Origin of the sequence: Actinomycetospora sp. CA-053990 (genome assembly GCF_050948445.1) — a bacterium.
Lineage (GTDB): Bacteria > Actinomycetota > Actinomycetes > Mycobacteriales > Pseudonocardiaceae > Actinomycetospora > Actinomycetospora callitridis.
The window spans coordinates 6,280,327-6,300,105 of record NZ_CP192043.1 but is presented as its reverse complement, the minus strand read 5'-3'; the positions used below and the strand labels follow the sequence as shown (position 1 = coordinate 6,300,105).

At 75.6% G+C, this 19,779-nt stretch carries 20 protein-coding genes; 10 read left to right on the top strand and 10 right to left on the bottom strand.

All coding sequences use genetic code 11. The features are described 5' to 3' along the window. Positions 1 to 397: 397 nt before the first annotated feature. A complete protein-coding gene (rpmH, locus tag ACQPYN_RS32005) occupies positions 398 to 541 on the top strand; it encodes a 50S ribosomal protein L34 (protein WP_274197702.1) in 144 nt (47 codons plus the stop codon). 98 nt (positions 542 to 639) lie between these two features. Beyond that, positions 640 to 1,047: a ribonuclease P protein component gene (gene rnpA, locus ACQPYN_RS32000; protein WP_433031691.1), complete on the top strand. Its 408-nt coding sequence runs from the start codon at positions 640 to 642 to the stop codon at positions 1,045 to 1,047. Here the strand turns inward: rnpA and ACQPYN_RS31995 are convergent. Next, a complete protein-coding gene (locus ACQPYN_RS31995; protein ID WP_433031688.1) occupies positions 1,037 to 1,822 on the bottom strand; it encodes an FkbM family methyltransferase in 786 nt (261 codons plus the stop codon). The two genes, rnpA and ACQPYN_RS31995, sit on opposite strands and share 11 nt — an antisense overlap. 135 nt (positions 1,823 to 1,957) lie before the next feature. Between ACQPYN_RS31995 and yidD the strand changes: the two genes are divergently transcribed. The 7 genes from yidD (at position 1,958) to ACQPYN_RS31960 (ending at position 8,240) form a co-directional block, all read left to right on the top strand. Further along, positions 1,958 to 2,377 carry a membrane protein insertion efficiency factor YidD gene (yidD, locus tag ACQPYN_RS31990; protein ID WP_433031685.1) on the top strand — a complete coding sequence of 140 codons (420 nt, stop codon included), beginning with the start codon at positions 1,958 to 1,960 and terminating at the stop codon, positions 2,375 to 2,377. Further along, complete coding sequence (gene yidC / locus ACQPYN_RS31985; protein ID WP_433031682.1) at positions 2,371 to 3,612, top strand: membrane protein insertase YidC; 1,242 nt, start codon at positions 2,371 to 2,373, stop codon at positions 3,610 to 3,612. Before yidD ends, yidC begins: the two co-directional genes overlap by 7 nt. 150 nt (positions 3,613 to 3,762) lie before the next feature. Beyond that, a complete protein-coding gene (locus ACQPYN_RS31980) occupies positions 3,763 to 4,341 on the top strand; it encodes a protein jag (protein ID WP_433031679.1) in 579 nt (192 codons plus the stop codon). A gap of 156 nt (positions 4,342 to 4,497) precedes the next feature. Continuing rightward, a complete protein-coding gene (gene rsmG, locus ACQPYN_RS31975; RefSeq protein ID WP_433031676.1) occupies positions 4,498 to 5,187 on the top strand; it encodes a 16S rRNA (guanine(527)-N(7))-methyltransferase RsmG in 690 nt (229 codons plus the stop codon). A 100-nt stretch (positions 5,188 to 5,287) separates the two neighbouring features. Beyond that, on the top strand, positions 5,288 to 6,205 hold the full coding sequence (locus ACQPYN_RS31970) for a ParA family protein (RefSeq protein ID WP_433039153.1): 918 nt from the start codon (positions 5,288 to 5,290) through the stop codon (positions 6,203 to 6,205). A 44-nt stretch (positions 6,206 to 6,249) separates the two neighbouring features. Then, entirely contained in the window at positions 6,250 to 7,359 is a 1,110-nt protein-coding gene (locus ACQPYN_RS31965; RefSeq protein WP_433039151.1) for a ParB/RepB/Spo0J family partition protein, read from the top strand. A 197-nt stretch (positions 7,360 to 7,556) separates the two neighbouring features. Next, the gene (locus ACQPYN_RS31960) at positions 7,557 to 8,240 is read left to right on the top strand and encodes a GNAT family N-acetyltransferase (protein WP_433031673.1); all 684 of its coding nucleotides are present in this window, start codon (positions 7,557 to 7,559) and stop codon (positions 8,238 to 8,240) included. Positions 8,241 to 8,268: 28 nt separating this feature from the next. Here the strand turns inward: ACQPYN_RS31960 and ACQPYN_RS31955 are convergent, their stop codons facing one another. The 6 genes from ACQPYN_RS31955 to ACQPYN_RS31930 form a co-directional block, all read right to left on the bottom strand. Further along, entirely contained in the window at positions 8,269 to 9,426 is a 1,158-nt protein-coding gene (locus ACQPYN_RS31955; RefSeq protein ID WP_433031670.1) for an N-acetylmuramoyl-L-alanine amidase, read from the bottom strand. A 229-nt stretch (positions 9,427 to 9,655) separates the two neighbouring features. Beyond that, positions 9,656 to 9,982 (bottom strand): thioredoxin, encoded by a 327-nt coding sequence (gene trxA / locus ACQPYN_RS31950; RefSeq protein WP_274197712.1) that lies wholly within the window; start codon positions 9,980 to 9,982, stop codon positions 9,656 to 9,658. A gap of 37 nt (positions 9,983 to 10,019) precedes the next feature. Further along, on the bottom strand, positions 10,020 to 11,114 hold the full coding sequence (gene trxB / locus ACQPYN_RS31945) for a thioredoxin-disulfide reductase (protein WP_433031666.1): 1,095 nt from the start codon (positions 11,112 to 11,114) through the stop codon (positions 10,020 to 10,022). A 49-nt stretch (positions 11,115 to 11,163) separates the two neighbouring features. Next, positions 11,164 to 11,556 carry a hypothetical protein gene (locus ACQPYN_RS31940; protein ID WP_433031663.1) on the bottom strand — a complete coding sequence of 131 codons (393 nt, stop codon included), beginning with the start codon at positions 11,554 to 11,556 and terminating at the stop codon, positions 11,164 to 11,166. A gap of 265 nt (positions 11,557 to 11,821) precedes the next feature. Continuing rightward, complete coding sequence (gene sigM, locus ACQPYN_RS31935) at positions 11,822 to 12,484, bottom strand: RNA polymerase sigma factor SigM (RefSeq protein ID WP_433031660.1); 663 nt, start codon at positions 12,482 to 12,484, stop codon at positions 11,822 to 11,824. Between the two features lie 61 nt (positions 12,485 to 12,545). Then, on the bottom strand, positions 12,546 to 13,451 hold the full coding sequence (locus ACQPYN_RS31930) for a hypothetical protein (RefSeq protein ID WP_433031657.1): 906 nt from the start codon (positions 13,449 to 13,451) through the stop codon (positions 12,546 to 12,548). 200 nt (positions 13,452 to 13,651) lie between these two features. On the opposite strand from ACQPYN_RS31930, the gene ACQPYN_RS31925 reads away from it, so the two are divergent. Next, positions 13,652 to 14,050 (top strand): hypothetical protein, encoded by a 399-nt coding sequence (locus ACQPYN_RS31925; protein WP_433031654.1) that lies wholly within the window; start codon positions 13,652 to 13,654, stop codon positions 14,048 to 14,050. A gap of 586 nt (positions 14,051 to 14,636) precedes the next feature. Here ACQPYN_RS31925 and murJ read toward each other — a convergent pair. The 3 genes from murJ to ACQPYN_RS31910 form a co-directional block, all read right to left on the bottom strand. Beyond that, complete coding sequence (murJ, locus tag ACQPYN_RS31920; protein ID WP_433031651.1) at positions 14,637 to 16,631, bottom strand: murein biosynthesis integral membrane protein MurJ; 1,995 nt, start codon at positions 16,629 to 16,631, stop codon at positions 14,637 to 14,639. Positions 16,632 to 17,030: 399 nt separating this feature from the next. Continuing rightward, complete coding sequence (locus ACQPYN_RS31915) at positions 17,031 to 19,352, bottom strand: DUF6049 family protein (RefSeq protein WP_433031648.1); 2,322 nt, start codon at positions 19,350 to 19,352, stop codon at positions 17,031 to 17,033. Beyond that, entirely contained in the window at positions 19,349 to 19,777 is a 429-nt protein-coding gene (locus tag ACQPYN_RS31910; protein WP_328311064.1) for an NUDIX hydrolase, read from the bottom strand. The genes ACQPYN_RS31915 and ACQPYN_RS31910 overlap by 4 nt, the downstream gene beginning before the upstream one ends. Positions 19,778 to 19,779: the final 2 nt, after the last annotated feature.

Below are 19,779 nucleotides of genomic sequence, written 5' to 3'. Positions count from 1 at the left end.
CGGGCACCCCCTCCGTCCCCTGCCCGCTGTGTGCGCTCGCCCGACCGGCCGAAGGCGCGCATATCCACAGTTCTGTCCACAACTGTGCACGACGTCGTACGGACGGTGACGCGCGGGTGCGGGGCGGCCCCCCGGCGCCCGGGCTCGGTTCCGGTCGACGGCACGGTGAGCGCGGGGCGAAGGCCGCGTCCTCGACGGGTGAAGGACGCTAACAAGCGTCCGGCAGGGCCCACAACCTCCCCCCGGACGGCGGTGTGGGCCGTGCGGCGACCGGGGTGCGCGTCCTCGGCGCGGTACCGGCTACCCTTGCCGTGACCGGAGTCGGCGCCCGACGGGGTGATCGGCACTGACCGTGGCGCCGCGATCACGCGGCGCGTGGGAGCAGGAGAACCCGAAAGTGGCCAAGGGCAAGCGCACGTTCCAGCCGAACAACCGTCGGCGTTCCAAGACGCACGGCTTCCGGCTGCGCATGCGCACGCGCGCCGGCCGAGCGATCCTCGCCGCCCGTCGCCGCAAGGGCCGCGACCAGCTCAGCGCCTGATCGGCGCCACCGGCCCGAGCGGCCGGCACGATCTCCTCGACGGGACCGCTCCCTCCGGACGCGGTCCCGTCGTCGTGTGTCGGGCCCCGCGTCGCCCGGTGCTGCCGCGTCGGTGCCGTGTCTGCGCCCCGCGCCACCGTGCTCCCCGCCCCCGCCGCATCACGCGGCCCCAGGACTTCCGCCTCGTGCTGCGCCGGGGCCGTCGCGCCGGGCGCCGCCGCCTCGTGGTGCACGCGATCGCCGCTCCCACGGCCTCCACGCCGGAGCACCCCGCCCGGGCCGGCCTCGTCGTGGGCCGGGCCGTCGGCCCGGCCGTCACGCGTCACCGCGTGAGCCGGCAGCTGCGCCACCTGCTGCGCCCGCGCCTCGAGAGCCTGCCGCCGGGCACCGACCTGGTGATCCGCGCTCAGCCCGCCGCGGCGGGCGCGACCTCGTCCGAGCTCGGCGACGACCTCGACGCCGCCCTCGCGCGGCTGGGTCTCACCGGGCTGCGGCTCACGGACTGAAGAGGTAGTTGCGCTCGGTGTCGACGATCCCCGCGACGGGCCGCCAGCCCGGAGACCATGTGCCCGGAGACCATGTGAACGCGCGGTACCCGAGCGCGCCCGTGAGGCGGGCGAAGAGCTCGTCGGCGCCAACGCCGTACTTGCGGGTGTGGCGGTCCTCGATCTCGAGCAGCAGGTGCGGGCGTTGAGTGGCGAGCAGGCCGGCGGCGCCGTCCAGCAGCGCCCCCTCGGCACCCTCGACGTCGGCCTTCACCAGGGCCACGTGCTGGATGCCGAGGTCGGCGACGATCGAGTCGAGGGTCTCGACGGCCACGGACTCCAGCCGGTGCCCGGCGAACTCGCTGTTCGGGCCGGCGTCCTGCGCGCCCGCGGTGAGGTAGGCGCGGCCGTGCACGGGCAGTCCGCGTCGCCGGGGCACCGAGAGGTGCGCCGTCCCGGGCGTCGCGCCGAGGGCGATGCGGTGCAGCGACACCCACGACAGGCCGGCGGCGCGCACCCCGAGCTCGAGCGCCCGGTGGGCGCCGTGCTGGGGCTCGAAGGCGTGCACGGCGCCGTCCGGTCCGACGAGGTCGGCGAGCACGTGGGTGTAGAGACCGAACTCGGCGCCGACGTCGAGGCAGACGTCGCCCGGCCCGACGAGGTCGGCGAGGCCGAGGATCTCCTTCTCGACGACCGAGCCCCGGCGGGCGGCGGCGGAGAGGGTGGTGCGGACGACGCGCGAACGGCGGGTGCCGCGGGCCGTCCGTTCGGTGGGAGGGCCTCCGGCGATCGACACGGCGCGGATGCTCCCACGGTGCTCCGGACACGTTCGGGCGGCGGTCGCTTCCCGGCCCGTGGACAGGCACCATGGAGGCGACGACCGCCGTCCGCCCAGCGGACGGCCCGGTCGGAGACGAGGAGGACGGCATCGGTGGAGGACCGAGCACCGGTGCGCGGCGCGCCGGCGACGGGTTCCCCGGTGCCCGCTGACGCCCCCGACGGCCCCGCAGACGCCCCCGACGCGCCCGGTGGCGCCCCGGCCCGGCCGTCGATCGGGGTCCGGGTGCTGGTCACCGTGCTCGGCTTCTACCGGCGCTGGATCTCGCCGATGTTCCCGCCCTCGTGCCGCTTCCACCCGACCTGCAGCGCCTACGGGATCGACGCGCTGCGCACCCACGGGGTCGTGATCGGCACGGGGTTGACCCTGGTCAGGGTGGCCAAGTGCGCCCCCTGGCACCCTGGAGGCCTGGACCCGGTGCCACCCCGCGGGCACCGGACGTGGTGCGGGTGGCCCCGCCGCGCCACCGACACGGGGGCTGACCCCCACACCGAGGAGCGAGAGTCGTGCTGAACTTCATCTACTACCCGGTGTCGGCCATCATGTGGTTCTGGCACGAGGTGTTCGGCTTCCTCCTCGGGCCCGCCAGCGGCCTCGGCTGGGCGCTGTCGGTGATCTTCCTCGTCTTCACGCTCCGGGCCCTGCTGATCAAGCCGTTCATCAGCCAGGTCCGCTCGATGCGCAAGATGCAGGAGTTCCAGCCGCAGATCAAGAAGCTGCAGGAGAAGTACAAGAACGACCGCACCAAGCTCGCCGAGGAGATGCAGAAGCTCCAGAAGGAGCACGGGGTCAACCCCCTCGGCGGCTGTCTCCCCCTCCTGGTGCAGTTGCCGGTCTTCATCGGCCTGTTCCACGTGCTCCGCGGGTTCCAGCCGAACTACCCCTACAACTACGTCTTCGACCGCGCCGACATCGAGTCGTTCACCAACGCCGACATCTTCGGCGTGCGGCTGAACGAGGCGGTCGCCGGCGGCATGCAGTCGCTGGGCACCTTCCACTTCAACTTCGGCGACTTCCAGGCCCACGTCCTGCCGGTGGCCCTCCCGCTGATGATCCTCGCGGCGGTCGCCACCCACTTCACCGCGCGCGTCTCGCAGCAGCACCAGAGCCCGGCGGCCGCAGCGAACCCGCAGGCGGCGATCATGGGCAAGATCACGATGTGGCTGTTCCCGGCCGGTCTGCTGGTCTTCGGTGTGTTCTTCCCGATCGCGATCCTCATCTACTTCCTGAGCCAGAACACCTGGACGCTCACCCAGCAGTTCCTCATCTACCGCAAGATCGCCCGCGAGGAGGAGGCGAAGCGCGAGCAGGCGCGCGAGCAGCGTGACGCGCTCGCCCCGCGGCCCGGTCAGAAGCCGCAGCGCCAGCGCGCGGCGGACGCCGACCTCGACGTGGGTGACGACCTCGTGGCCGATGACGACGTGATCGAGGGACCGGCGCCCGGCACCGCACCGAAGCCCGGCGCGAAGCCCGGCGGCAAGAAGGCCGGGGGCGGCTCGGGCCGGCGTGCCCCGGGCAAGGTCGGACCCGCCCGCTCGGGCGGACGGCAGACCTCCGGCAACGCCGCCCCCGGCAAGGTCGGTGCGAACGGCTCGGCGAACGGGTCCGGCAACGGCTCGGCGAACGGATCCGCCAACGGCTCCGCGAAGAACGGCGGCAAGGGCGGCGGCAACGGCGCCGGCGCCAAGAACGGACAGCTCGCGTCGTCGGGCCAGGGCAAGCGCCCGAACAACAAGAAGAAGAAGTAGAGCCACGCGGACGGCCTCCGGGCCGTCGCGACCCCCCGGCCCGACGCGCGACACCCGCGGCGCGGACCGGACCACGAACCCGCACGCGCGCGACGGTCGGCGCGACGCGTGCCAGGAGAGGCCCCGTGGGGCCCGGCGGAAGGAGACGGCGTGTCGGAGACGGTGACGTCGCAGGACCAGGCGGAGGACCAGACCGGAGCGGAGGCCGGCGCGGAGACCGGGAGGCCCCCGGAGGACGCGACGCGTGCAGAGCGCAGCTCGGAGGACCAGCTGGTCCGCGAGGGCGACATCGCGGGTGACTATCTCGAGCGGCTGCTCGACATCCTCGACTTCGACGGGGACATCGATCTCGACGTCGAGGCCGGACGCGCGGTCGTCAGCGTGGACGGCGGCAAGGACCTCGAGAAGCTGGTCGGCGCCCGCGGCGACGTCCTCGAGGCGCTGCAGGAGCTCACGCGCCTCGCGGTGCAGCAGTCGACGGGCACCCGCAACCGCCTCATGCTCGACGTCGCCGGCTGGCGCTCACAGCGCCGGTCGGAGCTCACCGACCTCGGACGCACCGCCGCCTCGGAGGCGAAGGACACCGGGCACCTCCAGCGCCTGCGCCCCATGACGCCGTTCGAGCGCAAGATCGTGCACGACGCGGTCGCCGGGATCAGCGGTGTGCGCAGCGAGAGCGAGGGCGAGGAGCCCCGCCGTCGCGTCGTGGTCCACCCGACGGAGGGCTGAGCACGTCGTGGCGCGCACCAGGGGTCCGGCCCCGCACGTTCCACGTGGAACACGTAGATGAGTACCACCCGTGGGGACTCCGCGGACGGGGTCGGCTCTCACGGGCCGGCCCCGCACGCCGGGGAGGTCCCTGCTCCCCCCGCAGCCGCAGCGGCCGTGTTCGGTGACCGCCTGGCCGGCGCGGAGCGCTACGTCGCGCTGCTCGCCGGCCCCGGGCAGGACCAGGGCGTCATCGGCCCGCGCGAGCTCCCCCGCCTCTGGGACCGCCACGTGCTCAACAGCGCCGCGGTCGGCGAGGTGCTCCCCGTCGACGCCACCGTGGTCGACGTCGGCTCCGGCGCCGGGCTCCCCGGCATCCCGCTGGCGCTCGCGCGTCCGGACCTCCACATCACGCTCCTCGAACCGATGGCCCGCCGGGTCGCGTGGCTCGAAGAGGTGATCGCCGAGCTCGGCCTCCCGGTCGCCGTGGTCCGCGGTCGGGCCGAGGAGCGGGAAGCCCGCCGGCAGTGCGGGGAGAGCGACGTCGTCACGGCCCGCGCCGTGGCCCCGATGGGGCGACTGACCACCTGGACGCTTCCTCTGGTGAGGCCGGGTGGGACCCTGGCGGCGATGAAGGGCGCGAGTGCCGCCGGCGAGGTGGAGCGCGACCTGAAGGAGATTCGCGCGGCGGGCGGGGAGGACCCCCGGGTGGTGCGGTGCGGCGTGGGAGACGCTGCCACCACCGTCGTGCTGGTAAGCCGGAGCGAGCGACGCGGCCCGTCCCCCGGTGCCGGACGCCGCGCACGCGGCAGGAAGGATCGAGCCCGTGACCGATCGACCGACGTCCGGCCGCACCGTTCCACGTGAAACCGCTCGCTCCGGCGAGCGCCCGTCCGCGGAGAAGGTCCGCGAGGCGGTCAGCGACGCCGCCGCCAGCGCCGGTGCGGGAGTGCTCGGCGCGGGTGAGGTGCTCTACCCGGGTGGCGACGAGGGGCTGACCCCGATCGCGGAGGAGGCCGCCCGTGCGGCACGCGTCCTGCACCCCGAGGACCACCGTCTCCCCCGCCCCAGCGAGCGCCGGATCATCACCGTCGCCAACCAGAAGGGCGGCGTCGGCAAGACCACGAGCGCCGTCAACCTCGCGGCGGCCCTCGCGCTGCACGGCGCCCGGGTGCTCCTGATCGACCTCGACCCCCAGGGCAACGCGAGCACGGCGCTGGGCGTCGACCACCGCAGCGGGACGCCCTCGGTCTACGAGGTGCTCCTGGGCGAGATGACGATCGACGAGGCCGCCGCGGTCTGTGAGCGTTCCTCGGACCTGCTCTGCGTCCCCGCCACGATCGACCTCGCCGGCTCGGAGATCGAGCTCGTCTCGATGCTGAACCGCGAGTCGCGGCTGAAGAACGCACTGACCACCGAGGCCCTCGACCGGCTCGACGTCGACTACGTGCTCATCGACTGCCCGCCGTCGCTCGGGCTGCTCACGCTGAACGCGATGGTCGCCGCGCCCGAGATCCTGATCCCGATCCAGTGCGAGTACTACGCGCTCGAGGGTCTGAGCCAGCTCCTCAACAACATCGCCCTCGTGCAGTCGCACCTCAACCCGCGCCTGCACGTCTCGACGATCCTGCTGACGATGTACGACGGCCGCACCAAGCTCGCCGACCAGGTGACCTCCGAGGTGCGCACCCACTTCGGCGAGGTCGTGCTCCGCACGGTCATCCCCCGCAGCGTCAAGGTGTCCGAGGCGCCCGGCTTCGGTCAGACCGTGCTCACCTACGACCCGGGCTCGCGCGGGGCCATGAGCTATCTCGACGCCGCCCGCGAGGTCGCTGCGCGCAGCGGTGTGCGTCGCCAGACCGAGGGTGCGGAGGGGGCGCGATGAGCGAGCGACAGGATGCTGAGCGCGGCGGAGGGGGGCCGTCGACCATGAACGGCCCGGCGCGCGCGGAACGGCGCGGCGGGCTGGGGCGCGGTCTCGCCGCGCTCATCCCGACCGGTCCGCCGGAGACCGACGCCCCCGCCCCCTCGCGGCACGGGCTCGGCAACCGCGCGGCCGACGTCGTCTTCGGTGCCCGGCGCTCCGACGAGGAGTCCGGAGGCGTCGCGACGACAGGCGACGGCGACCCTGGTTCCACGGGAAACACCGCGGACGTGGCCGCCACGGCGACGGTCGAGGTCTCGGGCGAGGTGGCCGGTGCGGTCTACCGCGAGGTCCGCATCGACGGGATCCGCCCCAACTCCCGGCAGCCGCGCCAGGTCTTCGACGAGGAGGCCCTCGCCGAGCTCGAGCACTCGATCCGCGAGTTCGGGCTCCTGCAGCCGATCGTGGTCCGCGAGCTCGTCGTGCCCGAGGCCGGTGCGGACGGCGGCCCGCCCCTCACCCACGAGCTCGTCATGGGCGAGCGCCGCTGGCGCGCGGCGCAGCGGGTGGGGCTGGAGCTCATCCCCGCGATCGTGCGGCACACGCCGGACGACACGCTCCTGCGGGACGCGCTGCTCGAGAACATCCACCGGGCCCAGCTCAACCCGCTGGAGGAGGCGGCCGCCTACCAGCAGCTGCTCACCGAGTTCGACGTCACGCACGAGCAGCTCGCCGACCGCATCGGGCGCAGCCGCCCGGCCATCACCAACACCATCCGCCTGCTGCGGCTGCCCGTCGCGGTGCAGCGGCGGGTCGCGGCGGGCGTGCTCTCCGCGGGCCACGCGCGGGCGCTGCTCGGTCTCGAGGACGCGGGCGCGCAGGAGGAGCTGGCGGCCCGCATCGTCGCGGAGGGGCTCTCGGTGCGCGCCGCCGAGGAGGCCGTCACCCTCGCGCGGGGCGGCACACCGAACGCGGGCAAGCGGGCACCGGCGCGCAAGCCGATGCACGCGCCGGGACTCCAGGACCTCGCCGAGCGGCTCTCCGACACGTTCGACACCCGCGTGAAGGTCGAGCTCGGCCAGCGCAAGGGACGGATCGTCGTCGAGTTCGGTTCGGTGGACGATCTGGAGCGCATCGCGCGTCTGATGGGTCGGGACCCCTCCTCGGGCTCCTGACATCACGGGTGCTCGCCGGGGCCCTCTCCGTCGATCTGAGGGCGCCCTGAGATCGACGGAGACATCGGCCGCCTGGTGGGGCCGCGACATCGCACGACACGAGAGGCGGTCGTCCGGACGGGCGACCCCGTGATCGGGACCCGGCGAACCGGGCACCGTATCCTCTCGGACGAAGACGGTCGGGGAAGGCGGGTCGCGTGTCGCGGAGCTGCGTCGGGGTCACCCTCGACAACATCGAGGAGCTGCCCAAGCAGTGTCGGCGCTGCGTGTACTGGGAGATCCCGCCGCACCTGAGCGACCAGGCCGAGGAGTTCGGCACGGTCGAGCTCGAGAAGGAGGCCTGGGTCTCCGGCGTCCTGCTCGAGTGGGGCTCCTGCGGGCGGATCGCCCACGTCGACGGCGTCCCGGCCGGTTTCGCGTTCTTCGCCCCACCGAACGTCGTCCCTCGTGCCGCGGCGTTCCCCACGGCCCCGGTCTCCGCGGACGCGGTCCTGCTGTGCGGCGTGCACGTGATGCCGGACTTCGCCGGCGAGGGCATCGGGCGCCTGCTCGTGCAGGACGTGGTGCGCGACCTGACCCGCCGCGGCGTCAAGGCCGTCGAGGCGTTCGGTGACGACGCCGAGCGCCCCCGCGCCGAGGCCCACGGCCGCACCGAGCGCGGCACCCCGACCTGCGTGCTGCCGGCGGCGTTCCTGCGCAACGTGGGGTTCAAGACCGTGGCGCCGCACGCGCGCTGGCCGCGGCTGCGCTACGAGATGCAGACCGGCTTCAACTGGAAGGAGGACGTCGAGGCCGCCATCGCCCAGCTGCTGGGCTCGGTGACGATCTCGACGGCCCCGGCGGCCTCGCCGCAGCCCGCACGGGTCTACTCGGGGTCCTGACGGGCCTGCCGGCCCGCCGGGGGTGCCTCTACACCCCGGCGGGGCGGTTGCTCTCGCGCTGGAGGACCTCGGCCCAGGTGAAGGTGCCGGTGGGCTTGTCGTCCTGCCCGAGCAGGTAGAGCCGCTTGACCGCGACGAGGATGCCCTCGGCCACGACGTCCCGGAAACCGGGGTCGAGCAGGGCGGCGCGGTCGCGCTCGTTGGTGAGGTAGCCCATCTCGACGCGCACGGCGGGCATGCGCGTCAGGCGCAGCAGCTCCCAGGGCCGCGGGTGCACGCCGCAGTCGAGCATGCGGGTGCGGGCGAGCAGCTCGCGGTGGATGAAGCCCGCGAGGGCCTCGCCCACCGTGGAGGTGGCGCCCGTGCCGGTGCCGAAGTGGAACGCGGCGAGGCCGTTGGCGGCGGGGCTCGCATTGGCGTCGACGTGCAGCGAGAGCACGACGTCCGCACCTGCGGAGTTGGCGAAGCCGGCGCGCTCGGCGTCGGTGGGGCAGTCGTTCGGGCCGTGCGAGAGCAGCGCCTCCATGCCGGCGGCGGCCATGCGCCCCTCGAGGCGGCGGCCGATGTCGTCGACCAGCCCGGCCTCGGTGATGGCGTCGGCCCCGCTGCCCACGGACACGCCGCGGTCGGCGCCGCCGTGGCCCGGGTCGATGACGATGCGCTTGCCCGAGAGCCGGGGCCCGGCGCGGTGCAGGCGCTCCTGCTCGCGCAGCAGGCCCGGGCGCCCGCCCGTGACCTTGCGGCCGAGGTAGCCGAGGTGACGCAGGGTGCGCGGCCCGCACATGCCGTCGGGGGTCATGCCGTAGTCGCGCTGGAAGCCGCGCAGGGCCTGCTCGGTCTGGCGGCCGAACACGCCGTCGGCACGCCCGGAGTCGTAGCCGAGCTCCAGGAGACGCTCCTGGAGGGCGAAGACGTCGTCGCCGGTGAGGGGGGAGGCGGCGTTGAGCAGCAGCATCCGGTCGCCCAGGGCCCAGCGTGCGTCGCGCAGGGCGCGGTACGTGGCGGGCCCGACGATGCCGTCGGTGATCAGGCCGCGGCGCTGCTGGAAGATGCGGACGGCGTGCTCGAGCTGGTCGTCGAACAGCACCGGGCCGGGACCCGTGGGCTCCACGATGCCGAGCGCCTCCAGCGCTGCGCGGACCTCGGCGACCGGCGGGCCGGCGTCACCGCGGCTCAGCAGCTGCATGCAGTTCGCTCCCGATCGTCGCGCCCGGGTGCCGGGCGCCAGGTGTGGTCGCACTTCACTGGAGCCTCATTGTGCCCTGCCCGGGCCGTCACGCCGCGCAGTGGGGCGCCGCGGGGGGTCACGGTCGGGCCACGACGGGCGGACACGCCGAAGCGCCGGGCGGCCGCCACGGAGGACGGCCACCCGGCGCCGGAGCGACGAGCGGCAGCGATCAGGCCGACGTGGACCGTCAGGCCAGGACGTCGGAGAGGTCGTCGAGGAGGACCGACTTCGGCTTGGCGCCGACGATCTGCTTGACCGGCTTGCCGTCCTGGAAGACGAGCAGCGTCGGGATCGACATGACCTGGTAGTCCCGCGCCGTGGCCGGGTTCTGGTCGATGTCGAGCTTGGCCACCGTCAGCTTGTCGCCGTGCTCCGCGGCGATCTCCTCCAGCACCGGGGCGACCATCTTGCAGGGGCCGCACCAGGTGGCCCAGAAGTCGACGACGACGGGCTTGTCGCTGCCGAGCACCTGGTCGGCGAAGGTGGCGTCGGTGACGTTCACGGGGGCGCTCATGCGCTGGTTTCCTTCCGGTGGAGCGGGTCGAACGGGATCAGGAGGGAGCGGGAACGGCGTCTCCGGCGGGCTCGGGAGATCCCTCGTCCACCAAACCACCGCTGCTGCGCGGGCCGTCGGAGGCCCCGATCGACGCCAGGCCGTCGACCTGCGCGCCGTCCACCCCGGGGGTGGGCGGCGGGGCGGTGTCGACGGTCGCGTCGGCGGTCTCGGCGAGCCAGCGCTCGGCGTCGATCGACGCCTGGCAGCCGCTGCCGGCCGCGGTGATGGCCTGGCGGTAGGTGTGGTCGACGAGGTCGCCACAGGCGAAGACGCCCGGGATGTTGGTGCCGGTGCCGGGCAGCGCCACGCGGACGTAGCCCTCGTCGTCGGTGTCGACGGCGTCGCGCACGAGCCCGGAGCGCGGGTCGTGGCCCACGGCGACGAAGAAGCCGGACACGGCCAGCGTCTCCTCCTCGCCGGTGGCGGTGTTGCGCACGCGCACCCCCTCCACCGTCGTGTCGCCGAGGACCTCCTCGACCACCGTGTCCGTCCGGATGGTGATCTTCGGGTCCTGACGCGCACGCTCCAGCATGATCCCGGAGGCCCGGAACTCGCTGCGCCGGTGCAGGATCGTGACCGACTTGGCGAACCGGGTGAGGAAGGTGGCCTCCTCCATCGCGGAGTCGCCGCCGCCGACCACGACGATGTCGTGGTCGCGGAAGAAGAAGCCGTCACAGGTCGCACAGGCGCTGACGCCGCGCCCCAGCAGCTCCTGCTCGCCGGGAACGCCCAGGTAGCGGGCCTGCGCACCCATCGCGAGGATGACCGCCTTCGCGCGGTGGTCGGTGCCGTTGACACGGACCGACTTCACCTCGCCGGTGAGGTCGAGGGACTCGACGTCCTCCGGCCGCAGCTGCGCGCCGAAGCGCTCCGCCTGGCGTCGCATGCGGTCCATGAGCTCGGGGCCCTGGATCTCGTCCGCGAAGCCCGGGTAGTTCTCGACTCCCGTCGTGGTCATCAGGGCGCCGCCGAACTGGCTGCCCTCGAAGACCACCACGTCGAGCTGGGCGCGCGAGGAGTACACCGCGGCGGTGTACCCGGCCGGTCCCGAGCCCACGATGATGACGTCGTGGATGGTCTGGTCGCTCACGTGTGCGTCAACGCCCGGGGGCGCCGCAGGATTCCCCGTGCGGTGCCGCTCACCGGCCGACGAGCGTGTCGGACAGGGTGAGCGGTGCCCCGGCCGCGCACGCCGGCTCCACGACGAGCACCCGGAACCGGGCGGCCACCCCGGTGGGCAGCACGAACAGCACACCCGCCCGGCCGTCCACGACGACCTGGCGTGCGCCGACCGGTCGGGCGCCGGCGGGGACCCCGTGCGCCCCCAGACAGCCCGCGAGTCGTCCCGGGTCGCCGAGCGGTCCGTAGTCGGAGCGGCCCAGACCGGCACGCAGCGCCGACGGCCCGTCGCCTCCGGCCAGGACCGGCACCTCGGGCACCTCGGGAGCCGGGGTGGTCGGCAGGGCGCTCGGGGCCGGGGCACCGGCCGGCGCGACCGCGGTGAGCACCCCGACGACGACCGCCGCGACCACGGCGGCGGCCGCGACGAGGACCAGGACGGTGCGTTGGCCCGTCCGCCGACCCGGATCGGGCGTGTCGACGGGGGTACGCCGCGCTCGGCCGCGAGGGCGGCGTCGATGTCGGCGAGCAGGCCGGCGGGCATCGGGGGCGTGCGTCCGCCGTGCGCGGCGAGATCGGCGCGCGTACGGGCCAGCCCGGCGGCCACGGCCGGGTCCTCCGGGTCGGGCAGGTCGGGCGCCTCGCCGTCGCGGTCGTCGGCGGCGTGCTGGTCGTCGGTCACGGTCCGCCTCCTGTCCGGTCGGCCCTGGTCGCGCTCCTCGTGGTTTGGACGTCGCCGGCGCCCCTGCCGTTCCCGGCGTCCTCCCGGTCAACCGGCACCCCACCGGCCACGCTCGTCGGGTGGCGGGGCCGCAGGTGGCCCAGGAGGCCGGCCAGACGGCCCCGCGCGCGGGCGCAGCGGCTCTTCACCGTGCCCTCCCGCACCCCGAGGATGCGGGCCGCCTCGGTGATGGAGAACCCGTGCACGTCGACGAGCACCACGGCCAGACGCTGGCCGTCGGGCAGCGTCGCGAGGGCGTCCGCGACGGTGAGGCGGGTGAGCTGGTCGTCGATCCCGTCCCGCGGGGTGGGCAGGTCATGCCCGGCGAGGGGCTCGGTGGAGCGCGTGCGGCGGCGCCGGATCCGGTCGAGGCACGCGTTCATCGTGATCCGGTAGAGCCATGTGGAGACCTCGGACTCGCCGCGGTAGCGGGCGGCGCCCCGCAGCGCGGACACGAACGTCTCCTGCACCGCGTCGGCGGCGTCCTCGCGGTGGTCCAGCGTGCGGAACGCCAGCAGCCACAGCCGCTCGGCGTAGCGGCGGACGATCTCGTCGAAGGCGCCGTCCTGCCCGGCGACGTGCGCGGCGAGGAGCTCGCGGTCGCTGCGCGGGTCGGGCACGGGAGGTGACGCTAGCGAGCGGTCGCCGCCCGCCGGGGCCGTTCGGGGAAGCCCGCTGCGATCAGGGCCCGGCGCGCTGGATGCTGACGTCGGCCAGCTCGCTGACGTACCGGTCGTCGTCGTCCTGGCCCAGCGCCGTGATCCAGATCAGCAGGTTGCCGGTGGGCGGCGCGGCCTGCAGCGGGATCACCAGCTGGTCGCCCTCCACCTGCCCGGCGCCGAGGAGCTGGGTCTGGGCGAGCGGGACGTCGGCGGTGGGCGCGCTGCGCACCTCGATGCGCGTCCCCGGGCTGGGCGAGCGCACCGTCACCGACGCCACCGAGGCCGGCGCGGTGAACGTGCTCATCATGCCGATCCCGGGCTTGAGCGCCGGGAGCTGCTGGCGGTACTCGGAGGTGGACCACGTCGTCGACGGGTCGTTGTCGGCCGCGCGGTTGATCCGCGTCGGGTTGTCCGGGCTGCCGGCCGGGCTGTAGACGGCGACGCTCGAGAGCTGCACCGGCCCGCCGGCCACCGGGGGCGGCGAGACGGGCGCCGGGGACGGCGAGGCGGGCGGGGGGACCGGGGCGGGCGCCGCGGTCTCGGGGATCACGACCACCGGGGGTCCGGACGAGCCGCCGCCCGCGACGACGGTGATCACCTGGTAGGTGGCGAAGCCGAGGATCGCGAGCGTCGCGAGGACCAGGGCGGTCACGCCGATGCGCAGCTTGCGGCGTCGGTCGGGGTCGGGGCCGGGCTCGGGCACGGCGTCGTCGTGCCACACCTCGGTGGGGTCGTCGGCGTCGATCGTCTGGCCGTTCTCGAGGACCGGCAGCAGCACGCCGTCGTCCTCGAGGCCCTCGCGCATCTGCGTGACCAGACGGTGCACCGCGGCCGCCGTCCGGATGCCGCCGTCCTCGTCGAGCGTGCGGTCGACCAGCGCGGCGAGCTCGACCGGCAGGTCGGGCCGCAGCTGGCGCGCGGGCACCGGGCCCCGCCGGGCGCGTGCGGGGCGAGCCGCAGGCCGGCCGGGGCCTGGCTGCCCTCGGGACCGGGCCAGCGGGCGGTGAGCATGAGGTAGAGCAGCGCCCCGAGCCCGTGCACGTCGTCGGCGTTGGTGGCCTCGCCGCGCGGCATCGGGAAGGCGAGCCGCGTCGCCGCCCGGGTGCTGACGCGCACGCGCTGCGGGTGGTCGAGGCCGAGGACGAGACCGGAGCGGTGGGCCGCGGCCACCGCGTCGGCGAGCGGCTCGATGACGCGCAGCGCGGTGCTGGGCCGCAGGGGCCGTCGGCGACGAGCTCGACGAGGTCGCGGCCCGGCGTCCACTCGGCGACCGCGGCCCCGAGGACGCCGGTGGGCAGCGGGCTGCCGCCGGGGCGGACGACGTCGAGGATGCGCGCCGCGTGCGGGTGCTCGAAGTGCGCGGAGCGCGTGGCCCGCGACAGCGCCGCCGAGGCGCGGGCGTCGCCCTGCCACGTGCCGACGAGCAGGGTGATGGCGACGTCGCGCTCGAGCATGACGTCGCGGGCCTTCCACATGGCCGCCTCGGCGCTGCGGTCGCGGCCGACCTCGGCCACCAGGCGGTAGCGGTCGGCGAGCAGGGTGCCGGGCATCAGCGGCCCGGCGGCCGGACGACCCGGGGCACCGCGGCCGGGGCGGCGCGGCGGCGCCGGGAACGGTCCGGACGGGGGCCCGGGCGGCCCACCGGGTCCGGGCCTGCGCGCGGCGGGACCCCGCGGGGCGCGGCCGGCGCCTCCGGAGGTGCTCGGGGCGCCGGGGGCCACGGTGCCGGTGCTGCCGTTCGTGCTGCCGTTGCCGTTCGCGGAGGACGCGCCGGCGTCGCCGGCGGGCCGGTCGGACGCCCGGGCGACGTGGGCGGTGGGCCCGTCGATCCCGACACCCGTGCGGGCGGGGGTGGAGGGCGGCGGGGTGGGGGTCGACGGCGTGTCGCGGGCGGGCGTGTCACGCTCCGGCGTCGCGGGCCCGGCCTCGTCGGGCGCGGAACCGGTGGACGTGCGCTCCCCCGACGGTTCGCCGGCCACGTCCCTCACCTCCCCCTCGACGACGTCGGAGCCTACGGGACTCCGGTACCGCCTCGGGGGACGCCGGGGCACGGGTCCTGGTTGCGCCGGGCGGCCGGGACCACCCCGATGGCCGCTGTGACGCCGCCGCGTCACTGCGCCGGCGCGCGGCCCCGTCCGACCAGGCGCCGCAGCCGCGACACCACGGGATCGAGCTCGGGCACCTTGAGCACGCGCATGGCCACCGCGACGACCACGAGGAAGACGCCGGAGCCGACCACCAGCACGAGCCACGAACGCAGGACGAGCGAGACGCCGCCGCCGACGAGGCGCTCGAGCAGCGTGACGCAGAGCACGGCGACGAGGACCGCCACGAGCGAGGCCAGGAGGGTCAGGACGAAGGTCCGCAGCACCCGACGGGTGTCGAGGTGCCCGATGCGCACCCGCAGCCAGATGTTGCCGACGACCAGGCCGACCACGAACCCGAACGCGTTCACCGCGGCCAGCCCGAGCACGACCTGCTCCGGCGGCAGGAGCACCGGGCACAGGTAGGCCATCGGCACCTTGACCGCGGTGATGACGACCATGATGAGCGTCGGGGTGCGGGCGTCGTTCATCGCGTAGAAGACGCGCATCTGGAGCATGACGACCGCCATCGGCACCAGTCCGAACGCCGACGCGGCCATGGCGCCGCCGAGCGAGGCGGCGCCCTCGGGGCCGGAGCGCCCGATGCTGAACAGCGCGATGCCGAGCTGCGAGCCGAACACCGTGAGCAGCGCGCTCATCGGCAGCAGGGTGACCGTCGAGAGGCGAGTCCCGAGCGAGAGGTCGGAGACGACCTGGTCGAGGCGCCCGTTCGCGGCGGCGGCGCTCATCCGGGGCATGAGCGCGGTGAGCAGCGAGACGCCGAGGACGCCGTACGGCACCTGGATGAGGAGCCAGGCGTAGCTGTAGACGGCGGGTCCGCCGTCGCTCGAGCCGGACGCGACGCGCAGGATCGCGGCGAGACCGACCTGGCTGACGAGGACGTAGCCCACGACCCAGGCGGCGAGCCCGCCGAACGCCGTCAGCCGCTGGTCCCACCCGAAGCGCCACTTCCATCGGAAGCCGACCCGTCGCATCGCCGGGAGCATCACGCCGGCCTGGACGACGATGCCGAGCGTGCTGCCGATCCCGAGCACGAGCAGCTGCGTGGTGGAGATGCCCACCTCGGGCGACGGGAGGAAGGCGTAGATGCCGAGCGCGATGAGCGCGACCACGTTGTTGAGCACCGGGGCCCAGGCGGCCGGACCGAAGTTGGCCCTCGAGTTCAGGATCGCGCCGAACAGCGCGCCCATGCCGTAGAAGAAGATCTGCGGGAGCAGCAGGTAGGCGAAGTCGGTGGCCAGCTCGAGGTCGGTGCCCGGGTCGAGGTAGGGCCGGATCAGCAGGGGCGCGCCGATCACGGCGATCCCGGTGGCCAGGGCGAGCCCGACGGAGGCACCGGAGAGCAGCTTCTGGGCGAACCCCTCGCCGTCGTCGCCGTCCTCCTTGGCCGCCTGGACCAGCACCGGGATGACGACGCTGGTCAGGACGCCGCCGAGCAGCAGCTCGAAGATGATGTTCGGCAGGGTGTTCGCCACGTTGAAGGCGCTGCCGACGAGGTTGAGGCCGACGATCGCGGTCAGCCCGAGGGTCCGCAGGAACCCGGTCAGCCGGCTGACCAGCGTGGCGACGGCCATGCCGCCGGAGGCCTTGACCAGGGCCTTGTCGTCGCGGCCGGCGTCGTCGACCGGCGAGCGCGGGGCCGGGACGGCCGGCGCGTCCTGCTCCAGCGGTGGGCGCGGGAGCAGCACGGTCTCGTCGTTCGAGCCGGCCACGCTCCACGAGGCGAGCGGGGCCGGACGGGCGACCCGCACGGTGCGCTCGTCGCGGATGCCGGGCGCGGCGGATGTGGCGTCGGCCGCCTCCATCGCGGCGGTGGGCGCCGTGAGACCGGTGGTCGACGGTTCGGAGGCGGCCGCACCGGCGGGCGAGCCGGGCGGGCGCGGCGGCGGCCCGCCCCGGGGCAGGGGCCGGGTGGGGTCCGCGGGCGGGGGCCCGGCGGCGGACCGGGTGGTCCCGGGGGCGGGCCGGGCGGCGGGCCCGGGGTGGCGGACGTCCCGCACCGGCCGGCGGCGGACGTCCGGGCGTGCGCGGCGGTCCGGGAGGGCCGGCCGGCGGGCGGGGTGGGCCGGGCGCGCCGGGTCCCTGCGGGGGTGCCGGCGGGCGTGCGGGCGCACCGGCCGGCCCGCCGCGGGGCGGTCCGGAGGGGCCGGGCCAGAGGGCGCCTGTCCGGCGGGGGCGGTCCGGCGGGGGCGGTCCGGGCGGGGGCCCCGGCGGAGCGACCGGCGCGGCCGGCCGGTCAGCGGGGCCCCCGGGCACGCTGAGGCCTCCCGGACGGGTCTCGGGACGCGCGTCCGACGGGGGCGGGGGCGGGACGACGTCCGGGACCTCGCGGCCGGTCTCGGCAGCGGGGTCGGCGGCGGGGCCTGCGTCGTCGCGGTCCTCGTCGGGCTCGCGGGAGGTCACCGTTTCTGCAGCTCGCGGTTCGTGAGGTCCAGCACGTCGGTCGGCGGGCCCGGGCCCCGGTGGCGGTGGTTGCGCCGGGACCGGCGCGCCGCCCGCACCCGGCGAGCGATCCGTACGCTCGCCAGGATCACCAGCACGACGGCTGCGGACGCGGTCAACCACACCGTGATCGTGCCGTAGGCGGTCGATCGCAGCAGCAGACGAGCCGAGGGTCCGAGAGGTTCACCCCCCGGTGTCTGGGCCTGCGCGTCCACCGCGAACTGGCCCGCGCGGGTCACCTCGACCTCGACCTGCACCTGTCGGCTGCCGAACGCCGGCACCGTGATGACGGGCAGCGGCCCGGTCCGCAGCCCGTTCGTGGGCTCGAGCACGACCTCCACCCGGACGGCCACCGGCAGCCGGTTCTCGACGGTGAGCAGCAGGGGCGCGTCGTTGCTGCCCAGCGAGTACGAGCCCGCGGGCTGCACGACCCGCACCAGCGAGCGCAGCTCGTCGATCTGCCGTTCGACGCCGCCGATCGCGGCCTCCTGGGCCGCCGGGTCGTCGCGCCACGCCGCGGAGAGGCTGCGCAGGACCCCGTCGGTGAGCGGCTCGACGAAGTCCGAGGGCGAGGGGGCGCCGACGCCGTCGCGTTCGGTGGCGGCGAGCAGCTCGCGCTGGCGGTCGCGGACCTCGCCGGCCCGGGTGAGCACCGTCTCCCCGATCGCGTCGACCGCGTTCGCCGGCGCCGACGGCGAGGTGGCGGGCAGCGGCGTCGTGGGTCCGACCCCGCCGAGCAGGGTGCCGAGGTCGAGGGGCCGGGCGAGACCGAGCCGGGTCAGGTCGTCGACCGCGCCGAGCAGGGCACCCGCCTCGGCGGGACTCGCGGCCCAGTCGAGCGGCGGGGCGACGACGTCGACGGGCGGGACCTCGTCGTCGGGGGTGTCCTGCAGCGCGCGCAGGGCGAGGATCCCGACGGCGTCCTGCGTGGCGAGGGCGCCGGAGGTGCCCGCGGGACTCGTGGAGTCGCCGCCGTCGCGCCCGCCGGCCCGGGGCGCGAGCGCGGTGGCGGCGAGCGGGTCGAGGCCGACGGCCGTGGCCGCCGCCCCGGGCGGGCCGGGGAGGCGGGCGAGGGCGCCCGCGGGCAGCCCGCCCTCGAGCGCGTTCCCGTCGAGGAGCAGGGCCCGGGTGCCGCCGCCGGTGAGGTCGGCGAGGCTGCGCTCGTCGACCACCCCGTCGGCCGGCCACACGGTGTCCGGGACCGGGGTGACGCCGAGCAGCTCGGCGACGCGGCGCGTCCCGGTGGCGACGGCAGCCGTGGTCAGGTCGGTGAGGTTGCCGCGGGCCGTGGCGACGAGGTCGGTGTCGGCGTAGGGCAGCGCGGTCACGCACCGCCCGCGGGCCTGGGAACGGAGCGCGTCCAGCCACCGCCCGGCGGCGTCGGCGCCCGCCCCGGCGACGGAGCCGCCGTCGGGCGTGCGCACCCGGTACCCGGCGCTCATGGCCTCGGCGGTCTCGAGCAGGTCGGCGTCGACGGCGAGGCACACCGACCGGGCGGCGGCGGACCCCGCGGGTGCGCCGCGTCCGAGCGCGTCGACCAGGCCCGCGAGGCGCCCGCCGGGGGCGAAGGAGGTGGCCAGGTCGTCGTCGGCGAGCAGGGTCGGGGCGCCCGGCACCACGGGGATGCGCCGCGGGCGGTCGGCGAGCGGGTAGAGGACGGAGACGCCGGCGGCCCGGCCGATCGCGGGCGCGGCGACGGGCCCGCCTCCCGGTACGCCGACGACGGGGAGCAGCAGGCGGACCGCGCCGAGGCGCGTCGCGCTCCCGGAACCGAGGGCGCCGTTCGCGTTCACGAGCAGCGGGTGGACGCCGGGCCCGGCGAGGGCGAGCGAGCGGGCCGCGTCGCCCACCAGCGGCACGCGCAGCGTGAACGGCACCTCCTGGCCGGGCGCGAGCACCCCGGCGATCTCGGTGAAGCCGGTGCGGACGGCCTGGGAGGACTCGTCGCCCTCGAGCGCCCCGAGCGCGGCCCGGCCGCCGGACAGGGCCGCCCCGCGCTCCAGGCGCACCCCGAGGTCGCGCACCGGGACCGCCGAGCGGTTGACGACCCGTCCCGTGACCACCAGCTCGCCGGGGCCGTCCGCCGTGACCACGCGCGGCGCCATGTCGTCGAGCACCACCGCGACCGGCTCGTCACCGACCGCGGGCGGCTCGGCGGCGACCGCCGTCGGGGCCGTCAGGGCACCGAGGCCGACCAGGGCGAGGGGCAGCAGGACCGCGAGGACGAGGACGGGGACGGCACGACGGAGGGCTCCCCGCGGTCGGCGGGGAGCCCTCACGCCGACTCCTCCAGGATTTGGGCCGCGCGCCGGACGAGCCGGCGTTCGTCGGCGTAGGCGAGCCGCGTGTCCAGCTCGGCCAGCGGCACCCACGCCACCTCGGTGACCTCGACGTCGGCGTCGGAGAGCTCGCCGCCGTGGGCCGAGAGCAGGTAGTGGTGCACGGTCTTGTGGATCCGGCGGTCCTCGGCCACGAACCAGTAGTCGATGCTGCCGAGGAACGCCCGCACGGATGCGATGATGCCGGTCTCCTCCTCGACCTCCCGCACCGCGGCCTGTTCGGCGGTCTCGCCGTCCTCCAGGTGGCCTTTCGGCAGGGACCAGAGCAGGCGACCGCGACGGTCGAGCCGGCCGATGAGGGCGGCACGGGTGCCGGCGGCGTCGACGACGAGGCCGCCCGCCGAGGTCTCGTCGACCGTGCGCATCC

Coding starts and splice junctions, on each gene's coding strand:
- ACQPYN_RS31965 (WP_433039151.1), top strand. CDS start 6,250: ATGAACGGCCCGGCGCGCGCGGAACGGCGCGGCGGGCTGGGGCGCGGT.
- ACQPYN_RS31910 (WP_328311064.1), bottom strand. CDS start 19,777: ATGCGCACGGTCGACGAGACCTCGGCGGGCGGCCTCGTCGTCGACGCC.
- trxA (WP_274197712.1), bottom strand. CDS start 9,982: ATGAGCGCCCCCGTGAACGTCACCGACGCCACCTTCGCCGACCAGGTG.
- ACQPYN_RS31955 (WP_433031670.1), bottom strand. CDS start 9,426: ATGCAGCTGCTGAGCCGCGGTGACGCCGGCCCGCCGGTCGCCGAGGTC.